General features: G+C 37.6%; 24 protein-coding genes. 13 read left to right on the forward strand and 11 right to left on the reverse strand.

Annotated features, from left to right (window positions below):
* Nucleotides 1–345: 345 nt before the first annotated feature.
* From HMJ38_RS01575 to HMJ38_RS01590, 4 genes are all read left to right on the forward strand, one after another.
* Complete coding sequence (locus HMJ38_RS01575) at nucleotides 346–858, forward strand: hypothetical protein (protein WP_194972612.1); 513 nt, start codon at nucleotides 346–348, stop codon at nucleotides 856–858.
* Between the two features lie 98 nt (nucleotides 859–956).
* On the forward strand, nucleotides 957–1,448 hold the full coding sequence (locus tag HMJ38_RS01580) for a hypothetical protein (RefSeq protein WP_194972613.1): 492 nt from the start codon (nucleotides 957–959) through the stop codon (nucleotides 1,446–1,448).
* A gap of 10 nt (nucleotides 1,449–1,458) precedes the next feature.
* The gene (locus tag HMJ38_RS01585) at nucleotides 1,459–2,466 is read left to right on the forward strand and encodes an aldo/keto reductase (RefSeq protein WP_194972614.1); all 1,008 of its coding nucleotides are present in this window, start codon (nucleotides 1,459–1,461) and stop codon (nucleotides 2,464–2,466) included.
* Nucleotides 2,467–2,610: 144 nt separating this feature from the next.
* Nucleotides 2,611–3,420, forward strand: coding sequence for a helix-turn-helix transcriptional regulator (locus tag HMJ38_RS01590; protein WP_194972615.1), 810 nt, complete (start codon nucleotides 2,611–2,613; stop codon nucleotides 3,418–3,420).
* 66 nt (nucleotides 3,421–3,486) lie between these two features.
* Here the strand turns inward: HMJ38_RS01590 and HMJ38_RS01595 are convergent, their stop codons facing one another.
* The 3 genes from HMJ38_RS01595 to HMJ38_RS01605 form a co-directional block, all read right to left on the reverse strand.
* Nucleotides 3,487–4,110, reverse strand: a complete 624-nt coding sequence (locus HMJ38_RS01595) for a putative glycolipid-binding domain-containing protein (protein ID WP_194972616.1) — start codon at nucleotides 4,108–4,110, stop codon at nucleotides 3,487–3,489.
* Between the two features lie 38 nt (nucleotides 4,111–4,148).
* On the reverse strand, nucleotides 4,149–4,952 hold the full coding sequence (locus HMJ38_RS01600; RefSeq protein ID WP_194972617.1) for a shikimate dehydrogenase family protein: 804 nt from the start codon (nucleotides 4,950–4,952) through the stop codon (nucleotides 4,149–4,151).
* A gap of 160 nt (nucleotides 4,953–5,112) precedes the next feature.
* The gene (locus HMJ38_RS01605) at nucleotides 5,113–5,511 is read right to left on the reverse strand and encodes a VOC family protein (protein ID WP_228779824.1); all 399 of its coding nucleotides are present in this window, start codon (nucleotides 5,509–5,511) and stop codon (nucleotides 5,113–5,115) included.
* 181 nt (nucleotides 5,512–5,692) lie between these two features.
* On the opposite strand from HMJ38_RS01605, the gene HMJ38_RS01610 reads away from it, so the two are divergent.
* The 8 genes from HMJ38_RS01610 to HMJ38_RS01645 all read left to right on the forward strand — a co-directional run bounded on the left by HMJ38_RS01610 (nucleotide 5,693) and on the right by HMJ38_RS01645 (nucleotide 12,902).
* Nucleotides 5,693–6,547 (forward strand): helix-turn-helix domain-containing protein, encoded by an 855-nt coding sequence (locus HMJ38_RS01610; RefSeq protein WP_194972618.1) that lies wholly within the window; start codon nucleotides 5,693–5,695, stop codon nucleotides 6,545–6,547.
* A 271-nt stretch (nucleotides 6,548–6,818) separates the two neighbouring features.
* On the forward strand, nucleotides 6,819–7,445 hold the full coding sequence (locus tag HMJ38_RS01615; protein WP_317174480.1) for a DUF1572 family protein: 627 nt from the start codon (nucleotides 6,819–6,821) through the stop codon (nucleotides 7,443–7,445).
* A 248-nt stretch (nucleotides 7,446–7,693) separates the two neighbouring features.
* Complete coding sequence (locus HMJ38_RS01620; RefSeq protein ID WP_194972619.1) at nucleotides 7,694–8,896, forward strand: MFS transporter; 1,203 nt, start codon at nucleotides 7,694–7,696, stop codon at nucleotides 8,894–8,896.
* Nucleotides 8,871–9,458 carry a sigma-70 family RNA polymerase sigma factor gene (locus tag HMJ38_RS01625; RefSeq protein WP_194972620.1) on the forward strand — a complete coding sequence of 196 codons (588 nt, stop codon included), beginning with the start codon at nucleotides 8,871–8,873 and terminating at the stop codon, nucleotides 9,456–9,458. Before HMJ38_RS01620 ends, HMJ38_RS01625 begins: the two co-directional genes overlap by 26 nt.
* Nucleotides 9,459–9,859: 401 nt before the next feature.
* On the forward strand, nucleotides 9,860–10,315 hold the full coding sequence (locus tag HMJ38_RS01630) for a hypothetical protein (RefSeq protein ID WP_194972621.1): 456 nt from the start codon (nucleotides 9,860–9,862) through the stop codon (nucleotides 10,313–10,315).
* A 14-nt stretch (nucleotides 10,316–10,329) separates the two neighbouring features.
* Complete coding sequence (locus HMJ38_RS25735) at nucleotides 10,330–10,527, forward strand: DUF4405 domain-containing protein (protein WP_194972622.1); 198 nt, start codon at nucleotides 10,330–10,332, stop codon at nucleotides 10,525–10,527.
* Nucleotides 10,524–11,360 carry a hypothetical protein gene (locus tag HMJ38_RS01640; RefSeq protein ID WP_194972623.1) on the forward strand — a complete coding sequence of 279 codons (837 nt, stop codon included), beginning with the start codon at nucleotides 10,524–10,526 and terminating at the stop codon, nucleotides 11,358–11,360. The genes HMJ38_RS25735 and HMJ38_RS01640 overlap by 4 nt, the downstream gene beginning before the upstream one ends.
* 57 nt (nucleotides 11,361–11,417) lie before the next feature.
* Nucleotides 11,418–12,902: an NAD(P)-binding domain-containing protein gene (locus HMJ38_RS01645; protein ID WP_194972624.1), complete on the forward strand. Its 1,485-nt coding sequence runs from the start codon at nucleotides 11,418–11,420 to the stop codon at nucleotides 12,900–12,902.
* A 350-nt stretch (nucleotides 12,903–13,252) separates the two neighbouring features.
* On the opposite strand, the gene nudK is transcribed toward HMJ38_RS01645, so the two are convergent.
* From nudK to HMJ38_RS01675, 6 genes are all read right to left on the reverse strand, one after another.
* Complete coding sequence (nudK, locus tag HMJ38_RS01650; protein WP_194972625.1) at nucleotides 13,253–13,837, reverse strand: GDP-mannose pyrophosphatase NudK; 585 nt, start codon at nucleotides 13,835–13,837, stop codon at nucleotides 13,253–13,255.
* Nucleotides 13,827–14,183: a DUF4406 domain-containing protein gene (locus tag HMJ38_RS01655; RefSeq protein WP_194972626.1), complete on the reverse strand. Its 357-nt coding sequence runs from the start codon at nucleotides 14,181–14,183 to the stop codon at nucleotides 13,827–13,829. Before HMJ38_RS01655 ends, nudK begins: the two co-directional genes overlap by 11 nt.
* 74 nt (nucleotides 14,184–14,257) lie before the next feature.
* Nucleotides 14,258–14,833, reverse strand: a complete 576-nt coding sequence (locus tag HMJ38_RS01660) for a Crp/Fnr family transcriptional regulator (protein ID WP_194972627.1) — start codon at nucleotides 14,831–14,833, stop codon at nucleotides 14,258–14,260.
* Between the two features lie 72 nt (nucleotides 14,834–14,905).
* Nucleotides 14,906–15,367, reverse strand: a complete 462-nt coding sequence (locus tag HMJ38_RS01665) for a pyridoxamine 5'-phosphate oxidase family protein (RefSeq protein WP_194972628.1) — start codon at nucleotides 15,365–15,367, stop codon at nucleotides 14,906–14,908.
* Between the two features lie 76 nt (nucleotides 15,368–15,443).
* Nucleotides 15,444–16,205 carry a class I SAM-dependent methyltransferase gene (locus tag HMJ38_RS01670; protein ID WP_194972629.1) on the reverse strand — a complete coding sequence of 254 codons (762 nt, stop codon included), beginning with the start codon at nucleotides 16,203–16,205 and terminating at the stop codon, nucleotides 15,444–15,446.
* Between the two features lie 16 nt (nucleotides 16,206–16,221).
* Nucleotides 16,222–16,563, reverse strand: coding sequence for a n-acetylglutamate synthase (locus HMJ38_RS01675; RefSeq protein WP_194972630.1), 342 nt, complete (start codon nucleotides 16,561–16,563; stop codon nucleotides 16,222–16,224).
* A 291-nt stretch (nucleotides 16,564–16,854) separates the two neighbouring features.
* On the opposite strand from HMJ38_RS01675, the gene HMJ38_RS01680 reads away from it, so the two are divergent.
* Nucleotides 16,855–17,697 (forward strand): NAD-dependent epimerase/dehydratase family protein, encoded by an 843-nt coding sequence (locus HMJ38_RS01680; RefSeq protein WP_194972631.1) that lies wholly within the window; start codon nucleotides 16,855–16,857, stop codon nucleotides 17,695–17,697.
* Nucleotides 17,698–17,829: 132 nt separating this feature from the next.
* Here HMJ38_RS01680 and HMJ38_RS01685 read toward each other — a convergent pair whose 3' ends face one another.
* Nucleotides 17,830–18,297, reverse strand: a complete 468-nt coding sequence (locus HMJ38_RS01685) for a JAB domain-containing protein (protein ID WP_194972632.1) — start codon at nucleotides 18,295–18,297, stop codon at nucleotides 17,830–17,832.
* A gap of 474 nt (nucleotides 18,298–18,771) precedes the next feature.
* Complete coding sequence (locus tag HMJ38_RS01690; protein WP_194972633.1) at nucleotides 18,772–19,194, reverse strand: 3-hydroxyacyl-ACP dehydratase FabZ family protein; 423 nt, start codon at nucleotides 19,192–19,194, stop codon at nucleotides 18,772–18,774.
* Nucleotides 19,195–19,220: the final 26 nt, after the last annotated feature.

A 19,220-nucleotide genomic window follows, 5' to 3' on the forward strand; every position in this document is an offset into this window, starting at 1 on the left:
AACAGGAGCTTTCATTTTTCATCGGTCAGAATTGAATTTTTTAAAATTTCAAATTCAAAATAAAAGCCAAAAAGCATTTTTATTATTTTTTACAGTAGTACTTAAATAGTCCTCGAAAATTCCATCCCTCTTTAAATCTCTTTTTCAAAATTCGTATCTGTACAATTTCCCCAACTAAGTCAGAATTAGTTTTGTCCACTGTATATATTATATGACAGGCTATGAAAAGAAAAGATGATTTAATTCTGATCACAAGTGATTCCACTCTTTAGAAAGGGCAATCTTATACCTCAGTCAGGAAATTCAGTCTAATTTATTCAGATAGCCTCCCAGTATTTTTATCGAATGAAATTTCTTTGGATTCTATTATTTGTATTTGTCTGTTTCCCTTATCTCTCGGAAGGGCAGGACGATAACCAAAATCTGAAACTCAGAACAGCGGTTTCGTTTCCTTATTTGATAATGAGTGGAACGGAAAGATTGACAATTTTTGATAATCCCCAGATTGTTACGCCTGTTGGTATTACAAGGCAATTCAATAACCAAATGTATTTTGATCTTGAGTTTGCACCAATAATGTCATCCTATCAGATATCGGAATTTGTTTTCAATCCGGGAATAGGAATTTCCTTACCCTATAATTTTTTACTGGATACTAGGATTTCATTCAGGCTTTTGGAAGAAAAAAATACAGCATGGGGTGTTTCATTCAATAAATTGTTCAAGCTGATCGATAGAAGTGACAATAGTTTGTTTTTGGTTTGTGGGATAGCTTTTCCAACCACACTAGGCGAATTGGAAATCAATCAGCCACGAACTGATACAGTCTTATATCTACAGGTTTCATTTGGATTTTAATCCTTTTTTTGATTCTTTATAAAGTTCGCTTCTATACAATTTTTCCATTTTACACAGAATTACTTTTACATTCAGTTACATAAACAAATAGGTGAATTATGAGAAATGACATACCCGTTACAGGACTCCTGATCTTCTGTCTGATAATGCTTTCATGCAATAAGCCTACTAATGAATTGACTGAATCTGATGTAAAGTCAGAAAGTGTCTTGATTAAAAAGACGGTGAATGATGAGACGAAAGCTGCATTTCAGAGGGAATATGAGCAGTGGAGCGAATTTTGGGTTCATGAAAATTATGTTACCAAAACCTATATCAATTTTGGGGACTCCTCTATGTCTGAAAATATTGGATGGTCGGAAATTGATTCTTTTATCAAAGAATTTTTCGTTTTGAATCCTGATCCCGATTCTGTTCCCGTGGTCATTAATGATATGGACATCAGATTTTTTGGAAATGGAGCTTTGGTAAATTTTGAACAACATGATCCGGAAAGGGGACTGAAAAGAGAAAGCAGGTTAATGGAAAAAATAGATGGTAAATGGAAAATAGCGGGAATGCATACAACCATTTATGGTTTGAAACATTAGTCAAAAAAATATGAAGTATAATACGATAGGAAAAAGTGGCTTGATCACCTCCAACCTCACTTTGGGTACCATGATTTTTGGGGAAAATTCAGAAAGAGGTACTCCTAAATCCGAAGCAATCAGACTTATTGATCAATTTCTTGATTCCGGAGGAAATCATATTGATACCGCAGATGTATATGCAAACGGGGAATCAGAAAAGATAGTGGGGGAGGCCCTTAGAAAAAAAAGACCTGATGTGATTATTTCGACCAAGATAAGGTTTCGCACAGAGTCAAACCCGAATGCAGAGGGTTTATCCCGATGGAATCTTATCCAAGGGGTAGAAAAAAGTCTGATGCGCTTGGAAACAGATTATATAGATATACTCTACCTTCATTGTTTTGACCATGTAACTCCTTTGGAAGAAACAATCGCTACTTTGATAAACCTTATAGAATCAGGAAAGGTAAGGTATGTTGGTATTTCCAACTTTAAGGCATGGCAGCTTATGAAATCCCAGGGAATGTTAAATCAGCTTGGTAATTTCAGGTTCATTGCTGCCCAATACCAATACAGCCTGGTAAAAAGGGATTTGGAATATGAGTTCTTTGATTTGTTTGCGGACCAAGGTCTTGGACTTCTTCCTTGGGGCCCCTTGGGTGGAGGGTTCTTAACGGGTAAGTATTCAAAACAAGGTCCTCTTGAAGGCAGGATTGCCACTTCATCTCCACAGACCGAAGAATCGTGGAATCGGCGAAACAAGGAAAAAAACTGGTTAATCATGGATGAAATTACTTCTTTGGCCACAGGTTATGGTGCGACAGCTTCCCAAATAGCCATAGCGTGGATTTTATCCAAAAAAGTTGTGAATTCAACAATTATTGGAGCTAGAACCTGCGATCAGTTATCGGACAATTTAGGGGCAAATAGCATAAGACTTTCTTTGGAAGATATCAGTAAGCTGGATCAACCCAGTGAACCTGAGGAATTATATCCCTACCGAATGATTGCAGACTATGGAAATCGGACTTTTTAAATCATTGTCACTATTAAGTACTTTTACTTAAAAAAACCATAAATAGATGATTTTACAGTTTTGGAGATGCCAAAACCAAGATGAACGAATTTGTAAATAATTGGCATTAAAAGTATATTGTAAAAAGGTAATCTAAATTCTATTATGAAAGATTCCAGCAAACTCACCTTAAATTATTTTCCCCCGTCACGGGTTCTACAGCCTTTTATAAAATGTTATTATATATTGGAAGGTGACTTTGGAAGGAAAACACGTGATGTTTTTTTTGCTGACGGTTGCATTGAAATGATTTTCAATTTTGATGTTGACTTTTATAGGAATGGCAAAAAAGAATATTGGGCAAAAGTAATTGGTCAGATTACTGAGCCTCTGGAGGTGATGGCAGTAGGTAAAGGTAAATGCTTTGGGATATGGTTTCATCCTCATGGTTTCTCAAATTTTTCCAATATTCCCGTAGGACATTTCACAGATAAAGCGATACAGTTAAACGATTTTTTTGAAGCCCCTTTTTTGAGTCGGATTCAGGAATTGAATTTTAAAGGCGATGTAAATCAATTGATCACATTTATAAATGCTTTTTTTGAAAGAAAACTGGTTGCCCATACCTATGAACCTAAAAATAAGTTGTTGGAATTTGCCATGTCAAAATTGACATCAGAAACTCCTTTGGATATTTCCATTCTTTGTGATGAACTAAATATCAGCAGAAGGTATCTTGAATTGATCTTTGCGGAAAAAATCGGACTAAGCCCTAAGCTCTTCCAAAGGATTTTGAAATTTCAGAAGGCACTTTCAGAAGTTAAGGCCAATAGGCAGAAACTGACTGAAATAGCTTATGAATTCAATTATTTCGATCAGCCTCATTTTATCAGAGAGTTTAAAAAATTCACAGATGAACTGCCATCCCATTACTCAAAAAGACAAAATCCAATAAGCTGCCTTTTTTTAATCTGAAAGTAAAGATGGATTTACTGAATCTCCCTGATCAGCTTCATTAGATTTCAAATTTTTTAAAATAAATTAATACTGGCTTTTAGAGATTCTGTGACTAAAATCCGGATAAAATATAACAAAGCCGTCCTGATCTACTAAAATAACTTCTCTATAACCATTATCCAGATTTTCATAAAGATATAGCCCATTGCCCAAGTTACTGTACCTTTGATTCACAGGGAAAAACTTGTTATTGGGAAGATCAATATACACTACTTTGATTTCTTCAGACTCCCCTTCGTTAAGTTTAAGTCTGTTTATTGGGAGTGAATTAGTAAAGGGCGTAACAGTAATGTCAATATCGGTACACCCTTCAAGCTGGTCAATAATTTCGCCATTGGAGTCACTCCATTTTCCATCATCTTTTCTACTAAGCCTAATTTCAAAATTGTCTTTTGATTTGAAATGAATATAGACTTCCCTGACCTGCCATTGATGGTCTACTTCTAACTTATACTCAACATTAAGAGGAATACCAAAACCTTGACCTGTAACCTGACTGTTGATATTGATGTATTCCGCAAATTCCACATGATTGAATTCAATTGTTTTCATGGAAGTACCTTCCCATAAATTGATGAACTGTTGGGCACTTGCGGAATTCAGAGCTCCCCATGAAAAAAGGAAAAACAAAAGAAGTTTTTTTTTCATGACATTATGTTTTCATCTACTGTTTTTGGATATAAAATTTATTTAACCCCATCCATGAAATCCAGCATCAGCCTCAGCTGTGCCTTTAACATATGGATTCCCTGATGAATTTGGCAGCCTTTTTTTTGAGCTTCAATTAAGGTGGAGGTCATCTCCGGTTTAATAATAACTTCTGCCACCAAAGTGTCACTGGTAATCCTATCGATAGATATGGGAGGTTTGTCCGTTAAATTCATACCTAAAGATGTAGCGTTGATTAAAATGTCAGTCTTTTCATCAGGTTCGTCGGAGAGTTCTATGTTCTTATGCGGAAAATATTGATCTATTTTCCCTTTCAGGATTTCTGCCTTCCTTTTTGATCTATTATAAATTTTAAGGATATTCACCCCGTTTTTGCACAAAGAAAATGCTATTCCTGTAGCTGCACCACCTGCCCCGATTAGAAATATATTCTTATTCCGCACTTCATGACCCTGCTGGATTAATCCGGATACAAACCCTTCACCATCCAACATATGGCCATGTAATTCTCCGTTTTCGCTTCTTCTAATGACATTGCATGCCTGGGATTGAACCACCTCTTCACTCATTTTATCCAAATATGGTACGATTGCCGCTTTATGGGGCATAGTGATTACTGCTCCTTTGAAATTCTTGATTTTTTGTAATCCTAATACCACCTCTTTCAAAGACTTTGAATCTGAATGAATTGGAATCAGAACCTTGTTGTGTTGCTTTTCACTGAATATCGTATTGATTAACCCTGGAGTAGATGTTTGAATGATAGGATCTCCCAATATTGCAAAAAACTGGGTTGAGCCGTTGATATTATTAATTTCCATGTTCAAAAATAGCTAATTAGTTTTTTTTTGAAGCTTTTTACACCATTTCAGCAGAGGAAGAGGGTATTAAAATATAAAGCAAAATGTGTCTTGATAACCTCCAAATTTCTTCTAAGTTCCCTCATATTGCTGAGCTTTTCATTAGAAAGTGTGCAATCGATCAAATGGTAAGTTCAATGATGTTTCTTTCAGGATCAAAAAATACACTTTCATAATATCCGTCTCCGGTCATCCTAGGGCCTTCAAGTTTTTCAAAACCATCACTGATGAGTTTTTCGGTCATGTTATCCACCGCCTCCCTAGAACCTAAAGAAAAAGCGATGTGGGCATAACCTCCTGTGAATCTATCGTGATGCTGTCTCTCAACATTCAACTTTTCTGAATGCATGAGTTCTAATCTGCATCCATCAGGAAAAGATAAAAAATAGGAACTGAATCCCTTTTTCTCATTGACGTATTTTTGATTGCAGTCGAAACCAAAATAAGTCTGATAAAAGGATCGCATGGCTTCCAAGTCAACTGTCCAAATAGCTATATGTTCTATTTTCACATGTTTCATGCTTAAAATTAAATTGAAACCTCAAGTTAAATTTTAACAGGATTATCAACTGTTGGACAAAAATTATCCATCCTATCGCCAACAATTGGAAATTTGAATTAAATTTTCAATAAGTAGTATGAATTTATCAGAAACATGAATCTATTTTGTCCTTTAAAAGTATTTTTTCCAAACTTGGGGTATGGTAAAACTAAAAAATGAATCCAATCACAAAGAACTGGATAATGATTATGTGTTAAAAAAATTCGATATTTTCCAAAGATGCGAGTTCCATATGATCCATTTCCATAATTTCTGGGAGGTAGTTTACTGCACCCAAGGAGCAGGGGACTTTCTGATGGACGGGTTTACGACAGACTTTAAAAATGGATTGTTTTTGGTTATTCCTCCTGATCGGCTTCACAGGATAAAATATAACAATGAAAGAAAGGGTGAAGAATTTGTGCTTCATATCAATTCGGGTTTTTTGGAAAGACTATCAAACCTTGGAGCCTTGACAACAGGTATTCATTCATTTTCGGCAAAGGCAAGCGGAGGACTTTTGTTTTTGGATTTTCCCGCAACTACAGTTTCTCCAATTGTTGAGAATCTGTATGTGGCTGAAGGATCCGATAAGCTTTCTTTATTTGTCAAGCTCCTAGCGCTGCTTTCTGAAATTCAATCCTATCAGGTGCTTGATATTACCGGTCAGGTTGAGGATGGCCTGGATTTTCAAAAAAAACGTTTTCAAAAAATTTTGGAAATTGTTGAAACACGGTATCAGGAAAATTTGACGACTGAAGAAATTTCCTCCGAAATTGCCATGACCCAAACCTCCTTTTGTAGGTTTTTTAAGGCATTTACCAATAAAACGTTTAAAGAGTTCTTAAATAATTTTAGGATTCAGGAAGCCAAAAGACTACTCATCAATTCAGATCTTCACATGTCTGAAATTGCGTTTTTGACTGGTTTTTCTAGCCTTTCATATTTTGATAGAACGTTCAAGAAATTGGAAGGAAAAAGTCCTAATGTTTTTCGCAGAAAGTATCTGTATTAAAATGGGTAATCTTTCTTTGAATTAAGTGGGTATAGATGTTCTATTCTGGCATTTCAACCTATTTATACTTGTTCGGATTTGAGTTAACTTAGAATTGATTAAAATTAAATTTCAATCTATTGCATCAAATAATCTCTTGACCCGTCACATGTTTAAATTCTAAATAGTGAATCGCAATCCATAAATATCAACACCGATATAAATTTCCCCCAATTGACCTCCTCAATGTTATAAGAAATCTTACATCTAATTTGGAGTATCGAATAGTGAAGTGACTGATTTTAAGATTACCCACAACAAACAAATTTTAAATTTAAAAGAGTTGATTTGTACTATGAACATCGTTATAAAAAATTTAGAAAATCAATTCAGGTACTATAAATCGCTGGGTGAAAAAGCGATAGATCAAGTCTCTGACAATCAACTATTTCATATTTCTAATAAAGGATCAAACAGCATCGCAATAATTGTAAATCATTTATCTGGAAATATGTTATCCAGATGGACTGATTTTTTGACTACAGATGGTGAAAAGAAGTGGAGAGACAGAGATTCAGAATTTGAAATATCATTTAATTCCAGGAAGGATGTTTTGGATATTTGGGATAAAGGCTGGGATTGCCTTTTTGCTACCATCACTGAATTGAAGGATGAAGACTTGAATAAAATAATATATGTAAGAAACCAAGGTCATACGGTTCTGGAAGCACTTAACCGTCAGCTCGCTCACTACTCATATCATGTTGGTCAAATAGTGTATATCTCTAAGGTGAGTGTAGGGGAAAAGTGGGAAAGTCTGAGTATTGCCCCGGGCAAGTCTAAAACATATAATCATGCTAAATTCAAAAAATCTAAAGCCTTAAAACATTATACAGAGGAATTTCTAAATAAAAAATAATCATTTCTCGCTCGACCCTTTTAAGGTAGAAAGTATTCAAGTGGAAATGCCTTGTAGATTCTTTTTTTGAAAAATCCGACTGTCATATGACAATTTTATATTCATTATTCTCTTGATAAACCTCTGCATGTTGCGGGTAATTATAAGTTGTTTTCTCATCCCGCCTGTCCATTTGGGCGGGCTTTTTTTGAGCAATTTTATTGCATCATTTTCTTTTTTCACCGTCTCATTATAAGAGAATTTAAGTGATGATTAAAAATTTCCCACGCTGCAAAAGTTGGTCACAAAGTGGCACTAAACCAATAGCAAATATTATATCAGTGATGCCCACCGTTATGGCTTCTATTGCCATGTCCGTAGGAGGGATGGCTGATGCATTTCTGTATGCTTATCTCCCTGTTTACGCTCCCGGACTCGGGTTGGGTAATATCTCGTTGGGAATAATCCTGAGTGTTAATAAATTCGTCCGTTTATTTTTCAATCGCTGGGTTAATGTACTTGCCCATACTTTGGGGCTCAGAAACATCCTTATAGCAGCTTTACTTCTAGGAGCAATCACCTCTTTTACCTACCAATTAAACATGCCATTGTGGTTATGGATAATTAGTAGAATTTCATGGGGAGCTGCCTATGCAATGTTCCGTTTTTCCTCTATTCAATATTCCGCCTTAGCACCATCAAAAGGTCAAGCCATTGGTTTAATCACGGCCCTGCGCGAAATAGGCCCAATTACAGCCTATCTTATTGGCCCACTAATTCTTTCCATATACGGTCCCGAAGTCACCTTCGCAGCCTCATCTATCTTAACCCTGGCATTCATACCACTTGTGGTAAACCTGCCATTAATGAAATCACAGAGTGGTCATCATCATTCCTTCAGCATTCAAAAAGTAAATTGTCTCGACCTTTGGACATTTTTATCTGGATTTATTGTGGATGGCTTAATAGTAGTATCTATCAGCTTGTTGATTGACTTCAAAGAACATCACCCTACCAACAGCATATTGGTTTTCACTGCCGGATTAATTTCTTTGAGGAGAGTGCTGCAAATTGTAATTGCACCAATATCCGGTTGGTTAGTTCAAAAAATCGGATACAAGGCTACCTTTTTATGGTCATCCTTTGCTTTCATTCCTGGCTTATTGTTACTAACCACGGGAAATTCTACAATCGGCATAGTTTTACTTTCAACAGCTGCTGTGGTAAACAACGTTACCCTTCCGCTTTTTGCCCTTTTTGCTAAAAATACAATAGATAATTACAACACCTTCACCAAGCTAGTCACAGCCAAAGATATAGGGGGCGCATTGGGGGCTCTCTCAGGGGTATATCTAATTCAACAGATGGATTACTCCATCCTGTTTACCATATTGTTGATTTTCATATCAACCACTTTATTTAAAACATTTAAATTTGTAAAACACTATGGAGCAAATTCAACAAATTCATAACCAATTTGGGGACCACCTTAAAAATTTCATTCGATCCAAAGTCATGAATGAAGATGATGTTTTGGATATTTACCAAAATGTCATATTTAAAATCATAAATGGGATTGACACGCTCAAGCAACACGAAAGTCTTAAAAGTTGGCTTTTTACCATTACCAACAATCAAATAATTGATTTTTACAGAAGTCAAAATAAAGATAAATTGGAATTGTTAGCCCTTGAAAAAGATGGTGGAATGGAAGATAATTCTGAAAGTAATTCCTATCAAATAATGGAAGGTTGTATTCATGACTTAATAAAGGAACTTCCTGAGGATTATAAAAAAATTATAACATTATCGGAAATAGAGCAAAAAAGCCAAAAAGAAATTGCAAAACTTCTTGGTGTAAAGTATGTAACATTACGGTCAAAAGTCCAACGAGGACGCAACAAATTGAAAATCATGCTTCAAGATCGATGTAAAATAGAGCAGGGTGTTGCTGGAAATGTAACTGATTGCATACCAAAACTCAAACCTACAAATTGCTGTGATGAACAGAATTTAAATTGTGGACAACATTAACCAATTTTAGATAGGTAAGTCGTGTGAATGACCAAACTTTTAGAATAAGGGATTTTCCGATTTGGGACTTTAAGTTTCCTAAAAATATCTAAAAAATAAGAAGGTAAATTATCAGCAGTGCCACATCGCCTTCTACCTTGGCATGACATCAGAAATGCTCAGCAAACTCCGATCCCGAAGAACTAATTCTCAATCTTGAACCAGTTCAATTTTTTACAGTCCCACCTCTCACCTCACATTAAAACCAGCGCCCACTACTTGGCGTGGATGCCATAAACCTGCATCACGTAGTTTTCGAGTATAAAAAGCTCGATATGTTGCACCTAAAAAAATTCAAAAAATTTTGAGTCAAAGTAGCATCATTAAGGCTGGTTCGCCGTCTCCAATAAAAACTAATAATTATGAAAAAAACACTTATGATTTTTGCTTTTGTCGCCGCAGCTTTTACAGTTAGCGGACAAACAAGTAGCTCGACCAGCTTTCCGAAAAAGACAGGATGCGAACCAGGTTCTTGTGGACCTAAGAACACCAAAATTGAGGAGTCGAATGCGGTTTTTGAATTGCGTAACAATCTTCAGAAACAGATTTCACAACTCAATAGTAGCTCCTTAGCTCTCAAAAGTGAGCTTAAGAACTATGAAATCCCAAAAGGAAAAAATGAAGAAGAGAGCTTGCTCATTATCATGCAAACTGTTTTGTTAATAAAAGCTGAGATTCTGAAAAAAGCATCTCAAGATGAAATCCTGCCGGAACTCCAGGTTGCCCTCACAGCCATGCCGAATGGAACCAGACAAACCATGGTGTATCTTGTCAAGGAAACTGAATTGCTAGCCGAACAAATACAGAAACTGTTGTGACCAATAAAAGGATCATGGTAAGCTTGCTCCTGGCTTGCTCATTTTTAGTGCTAGCAGTAAGTGGTGTATGGATGTTTTTCAGTGCTTATTCTAAAGGGCTGGAAATCATCCATTACACATTCGGTTTCTTATTTTCAATCGTGGCTGTATTTCACCTAGTGAATAACAGTAGAGCGTTAGTGCAATATCTAAAAAAACCAAGACGCCAATGAGAGCCTCAGCAATTGTAATATTAATTTTTAGTGCATTGCTTGTCGTAGCATCCTATAATTCAATAGGTCCGTTTCACTTCCTGTCCGAGTGGAGAGCCAAATATAAATCAGGATTGAGGAGATCAGTTGATAAAATGGAGTACCAAATTTATGATTGCTCAGACAATTTGGATCCGTTTATTACCATTGATTTCTTGAAAGGAGCTCATTTTTGGCATCCGCAAGTGGCTATTTGGATTGAAAGCGTGGAAGGCGAATACATCAAGAGCCTTCTTGTAACTACATCAACTGCAAAAGGAATTTTTTACGGAGGAAGAACTGCAGAAAACTTTAAAGATTTTGACCAACATAAATCAGGTTCACATGATGAAGTACGAAGGGTAAATGCACTTCCACATTGGGCATTTACCCGAAATGTAAAAGCCAAGGACGGACTTTACGCACCACACCCTGATGAACCCTTACCTGATGGAATCACCGGAGCCACGCCCTCAGGTAATTTCCGTTTTTTTGCCGAAAGGCATGTCCCAACTACTTTGGATAGCTTTGTAGTGAAAATGGAAATCAATGTAGCATTTGATGAAAACAAATTCTATTCGGCATACGACTATTTAGATGATGATGCTTACCATAGCGGGACGGGCTTACTTGGCCAGCCATCACTTATTTATTCTTCCACAGTAATTAAGCAGAACCCGAGTGCTTATTATCTGATGGAATTGATAGGACATGGTCACCATTCTGGGCAGAATGGTGCAGTGTACAATGACTTAAGTCAGATCACTACGGCTAAAGAAATTGTAGAAAGAATCCTTGTGAAAATGAACTGGTAAGTCTGCATCATTGCACTCCTTTCTCCGTCTTCAGTCTAAAACAAGCTTAAAACTGAAATGGAAAAACTAAAATCAAAAAATCCTGTAGCGATCATAGGCGCTGGTCCAATCGGACTTGCAGCGGCTGCGCATTTGGCAGGACGTCAAATACCCTTTGTGGTGTTTGAAGCATCAACTGAAATTGGAGCCAACTTATTGGATTGGGGGCACGTAAGGGTATTTACTCCTTGGAAGTATATAATTGACAAGGCTGCAGAGGATTTGCTGACCCAAATGAATTGGGAGAAACCCGATGAGGATGGACTCCCCAGCGGCAGAGAAATTGTCAAAGAATACCTGGAGCCACTGAGTAAACATCCTTCAATGCAAGGCCGTATCCTACTTAACGCTCCAGTTTTGGCCATTACTAAAAAGGCCCTGAGCAAAATTCAAACCCCAAACCGAGAGAATCATCCATTTATTGTAAAATTTGTCCATGAAGGCGTCGAACAAAGGTTTGAATCCTCTACCATCATTGATGCATCAGGTACATGGCAAAACCACAGTCCTATCGGAGCCGGTGGGGTTTTCGCTGTTGGAGAATTGGATAATGAGGAAAGAATCGCTTATCGAATACCTGATATCAAAGGACTCGAAAAGGAGCGATATGCTAATAAATCGGTAGCTGTTGTGGGAGGTGGTCATTCAGCTATCAATTCTCTTTTGGACCTGGCCGATTTAAAAAAGGACTATCCCCATACTACCTTACATTGGATCTTACAAAATCCCGATTTGACTAGAATATATGGTGGCCGAGATGCTGATGATTTGAAAGCAAGAGGAGCTTTGGGTATCAGAATTGAGGCATTGGTGAATCAAAAAGCTTTGCACATACACACGCCTGTATTTATTCATAAAATTAAACGAAGTCATGAAAAGCTAAAACTGGTAGGTGAAAATGGAACCTTGGATTGGAGTTTAGATCACCTGGATGAAATAATAGCCAATACCGGAGGCCGTCCTGATTTTAGCTTTCTGAGAGAAATTCGCTACCAGGCCGATCCAATTTTAGAATCGGTACCTGGTCTGGCAGAGCATATAGACCCTAACAAGCACAGTTGTGGTTCCGTTAAACCTCACGGCGAATTAGAGCTGAAGCAACCCGAAACCAATTTTTACATAGTTGGTGTGAAGAGTTATGGCAGAGCGCCTACATTCCTCCTGCCTACTGGTTATGAGCAGGTACGCAGCATCGCAGCTTGGTTGGCTGGTGATGAAGAAGCTGCCCGAAGAGTTGAGTTGGACCTACCTGAAACAGGCGTTTGCAATTCCGATTTTTCAACGGTCGGCACCTGTTGCGGACCAGCAGATGAAAAGGAAAATGCACCTGCTGGTGCATGCTGCGCCCCGACATCGGCGAAGAAAGTACATAAAGTATCAGTATCACAGTTGGCTGATGTACCAACATTGCAAAAGGAATCGGTTGTTCGTTCTTCCTCGTGCTGTGGGCCAGCTGCGGCACCTGCCAAAGAAAAGGCAGTGAAAAGTTCCTGCTGCGGTTAATTTAAGTGTTAATGCTTCTACAAAAGGAAGCTCCCTCACAGGGTAGCTTCCTTTCTTTGATTAGACTTTCCCAGAAGAAAATAGTAGAAAATTGCTATACCCGAAAATACTTGCAGTCAGATTAGCTTCCGCCCCTCCACTTGTAAAAATGCCGTCAATTTTTTCTGAACTGTTTGAGTTAATTCTTGTCGATCAAATGCAGTAAGGTCAAAATTATTCATGTTTTAAAGTGTTACCTTCTTTATACCTTTTTTAGTAAAATTCAGGATTACATTGGTAATTCAAAATCCGAATCTTGCTTAAATTATTATTTTTTTGATAATAGCGAGGGTAACAATACGACTAACAAACTACTGAACCAGATTATTCAATTTCAAATATTGAAGCAACATAATGGTTTTGCCATCACAAATTTCCCCGGTGCCAATCATAACATAAGCTTCCGAAAAGGGAATTTCCAACACCTCAATGTTTTCCTGTTCTTCTTTGACCCCACCTCCACCGGATATTTTCATTTCCTCGGTGTATTCAGCTACGAAAAAATGCAGGATTTCTGTCACAGAACCAGGGGACATATAGGCTTTGAATACTTTTTGAACTGATCTGATCTGGTAACCTGTTTCTTCCTCAGTCTCTTTTCTGATGCAGTCTTCCGGGTTGTCCCTGTCCAGTAATCCGGCGCAGGCTTCGATCAGCATGCCTGTTAGGTTACCGTTCAGATAGGTAGGTAGACGGAATTGCCTAGTAAGGATAACAGTCTTTTTTGATATGTTGTAAAGGAGTATGGTAGCTCCATTGCCACGGTCATAAGCCTCTCTGGTTTGGGATTCCCACCTGCCATTACCTAATTGGTAATCAAAAGTTACCTTTTCCAAACGGTACCAATTGTCAGAAAGCAGTTCTTTCTTAAGGTTTTTTACCCGTTTATTCTGCATCAGGAATATCTTTGATGTGGTAGTATACTTTTAGACCTCTTGCTTTTGCTATTTCAACATCTTTATCAGCACCCTTGGATTCACCGGGAATTCTCAGGACGGCATCACATTTTTCGAGTAGCCGATGTGCGACAGGATATTGGATCTCGTCCCAGACAGCATCACCCGGCTTTTGAGATCCGGCAAGATGAAGTAAGGGCAAGGCCACCCATTCCCCAATCATGGGAACATGCCCTTTTCTGAAAATAGGCAGTGCCATAGCTTCAAGTTTGTTAAGGTTTTCTTTGATGAGAATGGGATCATCATTGGTGCCACTTCGATATGGCCCTGCAATTAGGATTAGCATAATGTTTTTTTTTCAAATTAATATCTTCTTAAGCCTTAAAAAAATAAGATATATTAAGAAATTGAATTCATTCTTCAATCATTCTTTGCCCTGATTGCACTTAGAAACTCCGGGGTGATGCCCAAATAAGAGGCAATTTGTTTCAGTGCAACGGCATTGGCGATGTGTGGGTATTTTTTGATAAATTGCTCATATCGCTCCAAAGCAGGCAAGGAAAGGTTTTGTATTGTCCTTAACTGTTCCCTACAATAGGCATTCTGCATCAGAATTCTAAAAAACTTATTGAACCTTGGTATTTCATCATATAGTTTGTCAAGATTATTTTTTGACAATTTCAAAACACTGCAGGGCGCCACAACCTGGATATTAACCATTGACGGAAGAACATTTAAGAAACAATGCATATCTGTGATCCACCAATCTTTCACAGCAAACATCACTGTAGAATCTTTTCCCTCCTGATTGATATGGAAGGCCCTAAGTATTCCTGAATTGACAAAGTAGATATGATTGCAGGATTCACCCTGACTAAGAAGAAACTCTTTTTTGCTCAAATTCTCTTCCTCCAACAGACTTAGAAAATAGTCCTTTTCCACAGGGGATAATGAGATGTATTGACAGATATTGGAAAGAATATGGTCAGATTTCAAGTCAGAGTATTTGGTTAAACATGTTGTTCAAATAAGTAACCATCAAGCTTTGGAATTGATGTATCTATTTTCTTAATCAATAGGTTTTACTTTATATGTTTTCATAGCACTTTCAATTTGGGATTGTTCAGTCTTATCCGGATATAAAAAATAGCTGGGGGCCTGAATCTGATCTACCTTTTTTACATTCACTTCTATCACGGATATGATTGGAAAATTATCCGTAAACAAATCTGTCAGGAGCTTTGCTTTTTTTTCAAATCCGGCATCCTTTTTTTCAATTACCCTGGCCGTTCCTTTTATTTTAAATCCTTTCTGAATAAAGACATCAATAAAGCTTACACAGACATTTGGGTTTTCCCGGATATTTTTGATACTGACAGGAGATGCAATGTTAGCAATGAGCAGGGTATGCTCACCATCATAAGTAAAAACTTCTTTTGGCGAGACATTTGGCTCATTTAACTCATTAACGGTAGCCAGCCAGCATAACACGCTTTTGTCTATATATTTTTTTACTTCACTATTGATCATGCTCTTTCTGTTATCCTGTTACTATTAACAGTAAGGAATACTTGGCATTATTCTTTTAAATTCAGGTATAGGATTTTTATTCCGGTACAGTTTCCCCAGGTTCCATCAATTCCGGTTCTCCACCTGATTTTTCTTTGACGGCACAGAAGGTAGCAAAACACATGTTTTTATGCAATATCTCAACGTAAGCAAATCCTGCCTCATTCAGTTTTCTTTGCTGAAACTCATAGCTTCTTGGGCTGTCTTCTTCTACAATGTAGGCAAACACATCTTTTTGATAGGCTTCTCCATTAAGACTTATCAGGTAGTCAGCATACCTTTCCCACATGAGTTTATTCAATGGTTTGAGTGTTTGCACTACGAGGTCTGAAATAAGCAAAACTCCTCCTGGCTTTAACAGCGTAAACAATTTCTTGAATACAGCTTCCCATTCCGACTCATCGCGCAGATGATGGAGCACAGCCCCGGCAGTTATGATGTCAAAACATTCCTCATTACCGGGGAAATCTCTTACATCCGTGGGAGAGCATATTACTTCACCATCCGTAGCATTTGAAACCCGTTCTCGTGCTTTGTCCAGCATGGGTTGGCTTAAATCTATCAGGGTACAATTCAGATTGGGAATCTTTTCCAATATTTTGAGAGTGTAGTTACCTGCTCCACACCCTATATCCAAAATATCCCGGGCTTCGGGGCATAGGTATTTTGCCGAATCTGACAATATTTCCAATGATGCCACTGCATCCACAGTGGATGTCTGCCCTTTTTGTAGATTACTGAACCTTTCCACATCTTTATCGAAACGTGTTCTGATTTCTTTAACTGTTGATTTTTTCATAGTTTCCTGAATGTTACTAAAGATTGATTTCTTCTATTTCAGAGATTCCATTGGACTGATCCCCGTTGGTCCATTGCCAGACTTCCTTCAGTCTGAGAATTCCATTTTCTGTAAAATAAGGAGTCGATTTACATTTGCCTGTCCGTATCTCTCCCTGTTTGTTGATATGCTGATAAACCATTTCGATTTGTCCGGCATCATCAACTTTTCCCAAAATATGACCTCTCTCTATTTCTCCACCATGGTATTCGGCATGAAGTGTAATTCCTTCCTGACGGTAATGAAAAATAGTTGAGGCTGATGATTCACCGTTTTCGGTATTTTCTACAACCTTGAATTTTTTATTGTTAAAGTTCATTTTCAATGGAATTTACCAAGTCCTAAATCTAAACTATTTAAAGCAAATGACCCTTTCAAAATCTAAGTAGGCAATCAGGTATTTTGTCAAAAATCAACATAAAAATCAGATGGAAATTGTACGATTCCGAAATCCTTGAAATTTGATTGAATAAATATTTTTGAAAAGATTTTCTCATCCATTTATTTAGGATGTAATCGAGAACCTCCTAGGAAAAGAATTGAATTTATCAGTGGTTTATCTTTAAGCTTTTAAGATTTGGACTTTATGATTCAAAAAAACATGAAATTGATGAACAATATTCTAGTGACAGGTTCTTCTGGGCAATTAGGGGAAGAGGTCGTCCTACAACTGAGGTCAAAGGGATATTCTGTTACAGGTATAGATATCATTCCGTCTCGGACTACAGATAAAATTGTTGATATCAGTAATCCTTTTGAAGTTCAAAATGCCATAGGAGAAATGGGTGGTGTCATCCATACCGCAGCTATTCACGGTAAACATTATGCTTTGGATTTCCCCAGAGAAGATTTTATCAGAACAAATATTAACGGAACGTTTAATTTATTACAAGCCAGTCTTGAAAATAAAATTGAAAAATTTGTTTCCATCAGTACAACTTCAATTTACGGCAATGCCATGGTGGATTCAAAAAATGCAGTTTGGGTTGATGAAATGCTTACCCCAAATCCAAGAGATATTTATGATATCACAAAACTCACCTCTGAATTACTTTGCAGGGATTATTTTGAAAAGGAAGGCTTGGAATCAGTAGTTTTGAGAGTGTCAAGGTTTCTCCCTGAACCTGATAACCTAAAGGCCAATCACAGGCTTTACCGGGGATTGGATGAAAGGGATGGAGCTGCTGCTGTAATTCTTGCTCTTGAGAAAAAGTTTAAGGACTTTGAGATTTTTAATATTTCCAACTTGAGCCCTTTCCAAAAAGAGGACCTGACGGAAATAAAGAAAAATCCAAAAGCCGTAATTCTAAAATATTATCCTGAAGCAGGGGAGGTGTATGCCCGGCAAGGATGGGAGTTTCCAAAAGAAATAGACAGGGTATATTGTATTGATAAAGCTAGGGAGATGTTTAATTACAAACCAAAATTTAATTTTGATATTTTTTTAAGGTAACAACAATATTCATAAGGATTTAAAGGTTATGCCAAAGAATAGGAAGGGGTATCAAAAAAATGATTTTACTCATTGCACCATACTTTCAACTCTAATAAAAACAAACTCAATCCCCTGCTTAAAAAAAAGGGCCTAAAGCAGCCCCTCATCCGAAAAGGAAAAGAACCCTTCTTGGGTTACGATAATGTGATCTAATAAAGGCAGGTCCAGAATTTGTCCCGCTTCTTTGACTTTTTGGGTCAGCAACTTGTCTTGGTTCGATGGCATCAGATTTCCTGAAGGATGGTTGTGGCTGATGATGATTCCGGAAGCATTACATTTCATGGCGGTGAACATGATCAGCTTCACATCTACTGTAACACCTGCCACACTTCCTGTTCCCAAAAGCAGCACACCGATAACTCTGTTTGCCTTGTTCAAAACCATGACTTTGAACTGTTCCACAAATTCTATTTTGTCCTTGTCCCAGCCTTCCAGCAAAACACTGTAAGCCTGTCGTGAGCAAGCAATTTTTGGACATTGGGAAAGGCTGACTTTGGACCTGTAAGACAGTTGGATTTCAGCAACTTGGGATAAGGAATTGATTTTTGAAGTTTCCATAACATTTCATGTTTTAGTGAGAAATTGTTTATGGTACCCTCCCGGGATGTGGGCAATCAAGACCAAGAGGCAAAGGAATAAATGGCTATGCGAGGGCAGGGTAGCGGGTTATGCCGGAAGCTCTTGGTCGCCCCAGCAGCACACATCCTAACTTGTGCCATGAATCAATTGAATGATATGAGATTTTCAGGCAGGTACTTTACATTGGTTTATTTTGGATGGAGGAATTGGGAATGAGCAGAATGCAGTTGCACAGAAAGTTAAAAGCAATGACAAAACTTTCCCCAGGATCTTTTATCCGGATGATGCGTTTAAAAAAGGGCTGCCGAAATATTATCAAAAGGAGGAGGTAACGTTGCGGAGGTTTCATGGCAAGTTGGATTTCAGGGCCCTCCTATTTTAGCAAATGCTTCCTGAAACAATATGGAAAAAAGCCCTCAGAGTATGTTTCCCAAGCGGATATGCATTAGCGGTTTAAGCAACTTTTACACTCATCCAAGTTGCTTCAAATATACGTAATCCATCCATATAGGCAACACCACTTTGTTTGATAATGCTTCTGCTGATCCGAAGGTTTTGGATGACATACTTCACTTCTTTGTTGAATAATGCAGGGGCAAAAAATCTGACTTGTTCTATAGTAGTCAGTGCAAATATTCCCTCAGCCAATTCCATCAATTTAATCCCAGCACCGCCACATTGCGCTATTGATTCTACCAAAATCATTCCAGGGATGATACCTGAATCAGGAAAACTTCCTTTTAACCACTGGTCATTTTCGTTGAAGGTTTTAATACCTATGATTTCATCAGTATTCGCAGACAGGATGTTTTCTACAAATAAAAATGGTGCCCTATGGGGAAGCAATTCAGATATGTTAATTTTTCGAGGTTTCATAGGTTTGTTAATTTGCTGCATTATAG

The sequence above is a fragment of the Aquiflexum lacus genome, from assembly GCF_015476655.1.
Taxonomy (GTDB): domain Bacteria; phylum Bacteroidota; class Bacteroidia; order Cytophagales; family Cyclobacteriaceae; genus Aquiflexum; species Aquiflexum lacus.